This window comes from Methylophaga sp. UBA4204 (assembly GCF_002379485.1).
Lineage (GTDB): Bacteria > Pseudomonadota > Gammaproteobacteria > Nitrosococcales > Methylophagaceae > Methylophaga.
The window spans coordinates 56,546-57,387 of the sequence record NZ_DFTU01000087.1 but is presented as its reverse complement, the minus strand read 5'-3'; the positions used below and the strand labels follow the sequence as shown (position 1 = coordinate 57,387).

Genomic DNA, 842 nt, shown 5'->3' with positions numbered 1-842 from the left:
TAGGATGCGCATGTGGAGCACCGGCGAACTGACGCATATTATCGCCAGAAGCGGTTACTGTCTGACCGAACAGGATCTGCCCGACATCGACGGTAATGTTCTGTGTTTATTAATCGCCTCAGCAATTTCAGCCGCACCGGAGGAGAATTTGAAATCGCCTTCAGTACCGTAACTGTGAAATTGAATATGCGTCAGATGCATCGGCACGCCTTCAGCACCCTGAATGGTATCCAGTGTGGTTTGCATATTACCTGGTACACCTAAATTACAACCGTGTACATGCAAAGGATGTGGCACACCGATTTCCTGCACCGCACGTGACAATCTATGCAGAATATCGCGTGGCGTGACGCCATAAAAATCATTTTTTTCGTCTAAATCCAGCTTACGCTGATTAAATTTAAAGGCACTGATACCGCCAGGATTAACTACTTTAAGGCCTACGGCCTGAGCATGATTAATGGTCCAGGCGACATAGTTATTAATCGCTTCTTGATCGGAATTGGCCGCCATCATACGCAACAGAAAATCATCACTGCCAAGCATCACATAACCACCTTTATCGATAATTGGTGTGTCATGCATTTCCATATGAGCCTGACGGGCATTAATCGGTAAAACGGCCGGTTCAAAGCCTGCGGTATACCCCATCTCTGCGTAACGATAACCTGTCGTCAAAGTGCTTGGAGCCGCATGGCCTGTGCCGGAACGTAATAGTTCGGTGCGTTCATAAACGGCTTCAGCATGGTCTTCGGGTAACATGGTACGGGCAATATTGACCTTACCACCGCCGATATGGGTGTGCATATCAATAGCGCCGGCCATAATGACTTTGCCACTTA

At 47.7% G+C, this 842-nt stretch carries 1 pseudogene; it reads right to left on the bottom strand.

Annotated elements, in window-relative coordinates:
• A pseudogene (locus B3182_RS12730) lies at positions 1-842 on the bottom strand (formylmethanofuran dehydrogenase subunit A); the annotation flags it as partial.